The sequence below is a fragment of the Selenomonadales bacterium genome (genome assembly GCA_017442105.1).
GTDB lineage: Bacteria > Bacillota > Negativicutes > RGIG982 > RGIG982 > RGIG982.
In genome coordinates, this window is record JAFSAX010000041.1 from 1 (window position 1) to 5,867 (window position 5,867).

Consider the following 5,867-nt stretch of genomic DNA (forward strand, 5'->3'; position numbering starts at 1 on the left):
CTGTTGTTCTACCAAACATTCTACAACAGCTCTTGCGCCTGTAACTTTCATTTTCTTTTCCCTCAATTTCGTTTGAATTTCTTATTTCTGGTTGAGCCAAGTCATCATGGAGCGGAGCTGTTTACCGACAACTTCTACCTGATGCTCGGATTTGATGCGGCGGTTAGCCAAGAAGGACGGACGGTTTGCTTGGTTTTCCAAGATCCAATCGCGGGCGAATTCGCCTTCCTGGATCTCTTTCAATACTTTTTTCATTTCTTTGCGCGTTTCGTCCGTGATCATGCGTTTACCGATGCAATAGTCACCGTATTCAGCCGTGTCGCTGATGGAGTGACGCATTTTTGCCATGCCGCCTTCGTAGATGAGGTCGACGATGAGTTTCATTTCATGGATACATTCGAAGTATGCGATCTCCGGCTGATAGCCTGCTTCTACGAGTGTCTCAAAACCTGCTGTCATCAATTCGGTTACACCGCCGCAGAGAACGCTCTGTTCACCAAAGAGGTCTGTTTCGGTTTCTTCTTTGAATGTCGTGGTGAGTACGCCCGCACGAGCGCCGCCGATACCTTTTGCATAAGCAAGTGCAAGGTCAGTCGCCGTTTCGGTAGCATCTTGGTATACTGCCATCAAGCACGGTACACCGCCGCCTTCCGTGAATACGCGACGAACGAGGTGACCCGGGCCTTTCGGTGCGACCATGAATACGTCAACATCTGCCGGCGGAACGATTTGTTTGAAGTGGATATTGAAACCGTGTGCGAATGCGAGTGCACTGCCCGGTTTGAGGTTCGGTTTGATCTCGTTTTTATAGATAGCAGCTTGTTTTTCGTCCGGAATGAGGATCATCGTGATGTCTGCTTCTTTTACTGCATTGGCCACGGTCATAACTTCAAGACCTGCTGCCGCTGCTTTGTCCCACGATTTGCTGCCTTCGTAAAGACCTACGATAACGCGGATACCGCTTTCTTTCAAGTTGAGTGCATGGGCATGACCTTGGCTGCCGTAACCGATAATTGCTACTGTTTTACCTTCGATAACATCCCATTTTGCGTCATGATCATAATACATTTTTGCCATTTTCATCATTCTCCTTTTGTTTCTCATAAATGGTATGCGATCCGCGTTCCAGACTGATAAGTCCTGTTCGGATCGTTTCTAATATACCGTAAACTTCAAGTTGTTCAATAAATCCGTCGATCTTTTCATCACTGCCTGTCACTTCGAATACGAATGCATCTTGGCTCGTATCGACGACCTTGGCGCGGAAGATCTCGGCCATCTTGAGTATCTCGATCCGCGTATCTCTGTCAGCCTTGACTTTTAGAAGAGCCATACCACGCTGTACAGAGCTTCTCTGCGGCAATTGTTCAACCGCGACGACTTCGATCAACTTCTCCAGTTGTTTGATCATCTGCTCGACGATACTCTCATCTCCGTGAACGACGACTGTCATTCTGGAGTAGTCGGGGTGCTGTGTGACACCGACTGCCAAGCTGTCAATGTTAAAATTTCGTCTGCCGAACATACTGGCGACTCGCACCAATACACCGGGTTCGTTCTTCACAAGAACTGACAATACGTATTTCATGATTCTCTCCTTCCATTGTAAAATAAAACCGCCCCCACCGATTCTATCGGCAGGGGCGGATATTCCGCGGTACCACCCTACATTTATCACTCTGCTCTGTAACGCTGAGTTGCGTTCTTGCCTAATGATATGCACCCTCGGCAAGAAATGCTCCCAAGTGACATCGGATACGTTCCCCCTGCCGATTCGCACCGCCCATCGGCTCTCTGAAAGGTTGTTGAGCGTTCCTTTTCTTGATCATCGCTTCGTGATATTCGGTTGCGTTTACTTGAACTATCTTGTAAACATGTATACATTATGACAGTATCTCGGCTGTTTGTCAAGCGTTTAACGCGAATTTTTTTACAAAAAACATGCTTTTTATATTAACCCATGTGTTATGTTGTAACAAAACTGTACAATAAAAAAGAGCCTTGCGGCTCTTTTTTTATTTCAGCTGAATATTGACGAGTCTGCAGATGCGTTCTGCCGCTTCTTCGATGAGCTGTTCACCTTGCGCAATACATTCTTCGAGGCTGATCGGTCTTGGAGCGATGCTGGTCACGGCGTCAATGCCGTGCGCCAATACATCATTGGCACCTTTGCCAAGTCCACCCGAGATGCAGACGACAGGAACTCCGTATTTTTTCGCCCACTTTGCCGCACCGACAGGAGCTTTGCCGCGTGCTGTCTGGAAATCTGTCTGTCCTTCCCCCGTGAGCACGAGCGATGCACCTTGTACAGCTTTATCGAACTCGTTGACTTCCAAGATAATATCTACGCCGGGACGAAGCTCTGTCTTGGTAAAGAGAAGAAGTCCTGCACCAAGACCGCCCGCCGCACCTGCGCCCGGGGTATCTTTAACTGCTTTGCCGAGCGTTTTTTCGGCGACCACTGCATAGTTGGCAAGTGCCGCATCAAGTTTTTCTACCATTTCGGGCGTTGCACCTTTTTGCGGACCGTATACTGCCGAAGCGCCTGTCGGACCGCAAAGCGGATTATCAACGTCGCACGCAACGAGAAGGGTCACGTCGTTGATACGCGCATCAAGACCGCTGACGTCGATCGATGCGAGGTCTTGGAGTGCACCGCCGCCGTTGGGCAATTCTTGACCGTTTGCATCGAGGAAACGAACACCGAGTGCACGCGCCATACCAACACCGCCGTCGTTCGTCGCACTGCCGCCGATACCGATGATGATACGTTTCAGACCGCGGTTAAGCGCGCTGACGATAAGCTCGCCCGTACCGTACGTCGTCGTGACCCACGGATTCTTGCGGTCGCCGACGAGCGGAAGACCCGATGCCGCCGCCATTTCGATGACGCCCGTTTCGCCGTCGCCCATGATGCCCCAGCCTGCTTTGACAGGCTCGCCGAGCGGGCCGACGACAGTTTCTTCTACCCACGTACCACCGCTTGCTTCGATCATCGTTTCTACCGTACCTTCACCGCCGTCGGCAATGGATACTTTGACAACCTCCGCATCTGGGAACACTTTAAGCACGCCGCGTTCCATTGCATTGGCTACCGCTACCGCAGAAACGCTTCCTTTATACGAATCGGGGGCAATTACTATCTTCATCTCTTAACCACCTCATTATTATTCTGCTAAAATATATTTCTTGATCGCTTCCGCTACGCCATCTTTTGCATTCGTCGCGGTAATTGCATCAGCAACTTCAAGTACACGCGGTTTGGCATTGCCCATCGCAATACCGATACCTGCATATTCAAGCATCGCAATATCGTTGTTCGAATCACCGATCGCCATGACTTCTTCGCGCTTGATGCCAAAATGCTCTGCCACGAAACGCAGTGCTTCACCTTTGTTGACCTTGGCATTGACGATCTCCAAAAATCTCGGCATCGAACGCGGCGCGAATACCTTACCTGCAAACAACGTATGTACCGTTTCTTCGACATAATCGATCTTGTCGGGATCACTGATAGCAAGCATCTTCAGTATATCGCGCGGATCTTCGTAGAAGGCTTCACCGATCTCGACTGCTTTCGTTTCGACACGCGCCTCATATGCTCGCGTATCGTCCGTTGCTTTATCGACATACAACGTATCGTTACGATAGAGCTGGATATACCAGCCTTTTTCACGGAACAAATCAAGCACCGCACGCGCCGCATCTTCGTCAAGACATCGCTTCATTAAGACTTCTTCCGATACAGCAGTCTTTACAAACGCACCGTTATACGAGATAAGCGGTACATCAATACCGATCTCTTTCGCGATCTTCTGCGCCGATTCGTACATACGACCTGTCGCGATCGTTACGATAACGCCACGCGCGACTGCTTCTTGTATCGCCTTTTTATTCGCCTCCGACACGATACATTCCTCATTCAAAAGCGTGTCATCAAGGTCTACTGCCAATAATTTTATCGTCATGTTTATCATTCTCCTCCCCGCATCTCTTTTCACTACCATCATACCAGCAGGAAAGAGTCCGTTTTCTTACCAAATAACATCAGGATCGACATCGGCTACATCTGCCGTACCCGTCAAGATCATAGCCGCTTCCAATTCATTTGCCATTTTGTTTATCATGAAAGCAACGCCTTCTGCGCCGCCGCCTGCCGCGCCGACCATAAGCGGACGACCGACAAGAACGGCATCGGCACCGAGTGCAAGCATCTTCAATATATCTCCGCCGCTTCTGATACCACCGTCAACAAGGATCGTCAGACGACCGTCTACGACGTCTGCGATCTCCGGAAGAACTTCTGCCGTACCCGGAAGATCATCAAGCGCACGACCGCCGTGGTTCGATACGACGATCGCATCGACACCAGCCTGACAGCAGAGTTCTGCATCGATCGGGCTCATGATACCTTTGACGATGAACGGGATCTTCGTTTCACGTTTGATCTTCGCAAGCTGATCTACCGTTTTCGGGAATACCGGCTGTCCCGCACGTTTCATATTAACGAGATATGCCGCATCGATATCCATACCGAACGCAGGTGCGCCTGCTTCTGCCGCACGGTTTGCCATCTCGATAACTGCCTCAGGTTCACGCGGTTTGATGATAGGGATCGCATATCCGCCCGACTCACGACAAGCCGTCAATCCCGAATCAAATACCGTCGCAACAGGGCCGTCGCCTGTCATACAGATAACGCCTGCCGATTTACAGCCTTCGACAACTGTACGGCAATAATCGACCTCCGGCATCACATTATTCGCATTGAAGCTGATCCCGCCGATCGCCGCACCGATAACAGGAAGTGCCAAGTCCATACCAAGGATCGTACGTTTTTTATTCGGCTCCACCACATCATGCACCGTACGCATATGAAGGCGACACGCCGCCAAAGCCTCCATATTATTGTGGAAACTGCGGCCCGTACCAACGCCGCCCATGCCCGGAACCTGACCTGCACACGCAACACCGTTACATTCGGAGCATACTTTACATGCAGGGCTTAATTTCTGTCTTGCAATCTCACGAATCGTAGCTAAATCCATCTCGATCTCTCTCCTTCAGCAAAGTCTATTTTGTATAAAATTCTTGTTGGAGTGAAATTTTTCCTGCCTCTTTGCCCTATGATTTTCACTTTTGTATGAATTTTCGCTCTTTTGTATACAAAAAAACATCCCCCGGCATAGCCGGGGGTTTTTCATATGCGCCTATAAGGCTCTATTTCTAGCTGCACCTAAAAGGTGCATATTGACCTGGCATTTGCATTTCTGTTACCTGCTACCCGTAAACGGGTCTTCTTTAAATGATATGCTTAACTGGTCTCCAAGCTTATCTTCTTCCAGTTGGTTTTGTATATATTCTTTTATCTTTTGTGCATTCTTACCTACGGTATCTACATAATATCCTCTGCACCAAAATTGTCTGTTGCGGTATCGAAATTTCATATCTCCAAACCTCTCATATACCATCAAACTGCTTTTTCCTTTTAAATACCCTACGAAGCTAGCTACACTCATTTTAGGTGGTATCTCTACTAGCATATGGATATGATCGGGACAGCATTCTGCTTCTAGTATGTTGACCCCTTTCCACTCGCATAATTTTCTTAGTATTTCTCCTATTGCTCGTTTTTTCTCACCATAGAATACTTGTCGTCTGTATTTCGGCGCAAATACCAGATGATATTTGCAGTTCCATTGCGTGTGTGCTAAACTATGTCTGTCATTCATTTGACGTCGCTCCTTTTGATATAATTTCTAAGCTGCCAGGCCTAGTAGCATTATATCAAAAGGAGCTTTTGTGTTTTACGCATAGCTATAAGCTTTACGGAACCCCACGCCTAGCGCGGGGTTTTCGATATACAA

General features: G+C 48.6%; 6 protein-coding genes and 1 other annotated feature. All 6 genes read right to left on the bottom strand.

The window, feature by feature from the left end; genetic code table 11:
• Positions 1–81: 81 nt before the first annotated feature.
• The gene (ilvC, locus tag IJN28_01700) at positions 82–1,077 is read right to left on the bottom strand and encodes a ketol-acid reductoisomerase (protein ID MBQ6712488.1); all 996 of its coding nucleotides are present in this window, start codon (positions 1,075–1,077) and stop codon (positions 82–84) included.
• Positions 1,058–1,588: an acetolactate synthase small subunit gene (gene ilvN / locus IJN28_01705; GenBank protein MBQ6712489.1), complete on the bottom strand. Its 531-nt coding sequence runs from the start codon at positions 1,586–1,588 to the stop codon at positions 1,058–1,060. Before ilvN ends, ilvC begins: the two co-directional genes overlap by 20 nt.
• 48 nt (positions 1,589–1,636) lie before the next feature.
• Positions 1,637–1,838: a binding site (T-box leader), on the bottom strand.
• 177 nt (positions 1,839–2,015) lie between these two features.
• Positions 2,016–3,149 (bottom strand): glycerate kinase, encoded by a 1,134-nt coding sequence (locus tag IJN28_01710; GenBank protein MBQ6712490.1) that lies wholly within the window; start codon positions 3,147–3,149, stop codon positions 2,016–2,018.
• Positions 3,150–3,167: 18 nt separating this feature from the next.
• Positions 3,168–3,968, bottom strand: a complete 801-nt coding sequence (locus tag IJN28_01715; protein MBQ6712491.1) for an HAD family phosphatase — start codon at positions 3,966–3,968, stop codon at positions 3,168–3,170.
• A 66-nt stretch (positions 3,969–4,034) separates the two neighbouring features.
• A complete protein-coding gene (locus IJN28_01720; GenBank protein ID MBQ6712492.1) occupies positions 4,035–5,048 on the bottom strand; it encodes an alpha-hydroxy-acid oxidizing protein in 1,014 nt (337 codons plus the stop codon).
• Between the two features lie 225 nt (positions 5,049–5,273).
• A complete protein-coding gene (gene tnpA / locus IJN28_01725) occupies positions 5,274–5,732 on the bottom strand; it encodes an IS200/IS605 family transposase (protein ID MBQ6712493.1) in 459 nt (152 codons plus the stop codon).
• Positions 5,733–5,867 lie beyond the last annotated feature (135 nt).

What these genes read in the sequence shown, in the direction of transcription:
- ilvC (MBQ6712488.1), bottom strand. Translation starts at nt 1,077, where the DNA reads ATGGCAAAAATGTATTATGATCATGACGCAAAATGGGATGTTATCGAA.
- ilvN (MBQ6712489.1), bottom strand. Translation starts at nt 1,588, where the DNA reads ATGAAATACGTATTGTCAGTTCTTGTGAAGAACGAACCCGGTGTATTG.
- IJN28_01710 (MBQ6712490.1), bottom strand. Translation starts at nt 3,149, where the DNA reads ATGAAGATAGTAATTGCCCCCGATTCGTATAAAGGAAGCGTTTCTGCG.
- IJN28_01715 (MBQ6712491.1), bottom strand. Translation starts at nt 3,968, where the DNA reads ATGACGATAAAATTATTGGCAGTAGACCTTGATGACACGCTTTTGAAT.
- IJN28_01720 (MBQ6712492.1), bottom strand. Translation starts at nt 5,048, where the DNA reads ATGGATTTAGCTACGATTCGTGAGATTGCAAGACAGAAATTAAGCCCT.
- tnpA (MBQ6712493.1), bottom strand. Translation starts at nt 5,732, where the DNA reads ATGAATGACAGACATAGTTTAGCACACACGCAATGGAACTGCAAATAT.